Origin of the sequence: Paraburkholderia sp. SIMBA_053 (genome assembly GCF_046534895.1) — a bacterium.
GTDB lineage: Bacteria > Pseudomonadota > Gammaproteobacteria > Burkholderiales > Burkholderiaceae > Paraburkholderia > Paraburkholderia caledonica.
The window spans coordinates 1-262 of the sequence record NZ_JAWRXU010000952.1; the positions used below are offsets into that span (position 1 = coordinate 1).

At 71.0% G+C, this 262-nt stretch carries 1 protein-coding gene; it reads left to right on the forward strand.

All coding sequences use genetic code 11. The features are described from left to right. Positions 1-54: 54 nt before the first annotated feature. Positions 55-262, forward strand: a 208-nt coding sequence (locus SB753_RS38420; RefSeq protein WP_410805337.1) for a hypothetical protein, incomplete at its 3' end; no start/stop codon positions are given.

Consider the following 262-nt stretch of genomic DNA (forward strand, 5'->3'; position numbering starts at 1 on the left):
CGTGTCGAGGTCGCCTTCCGGGCCCCCGTGCGGCCCCACGACGAACTCACTCCGGTGGGACCGCTGTTCGACCTCCGCGCCGAGGAACTCGGGCTGTTCGGCGCCGGCCTGAACTTCCTGGTGCTTCCCGGCGACGTCTCGACGCCCGACGGCCCCGTCTTCGATTTCTCGCTCCGTTGGCTCTTGGACGAGGGCGTCCAGGCGGTGTCGAGCTACGGCACCGGCGATCGCTCGTGGAGGGGGCCGCTGCAGTCGGTCGCGT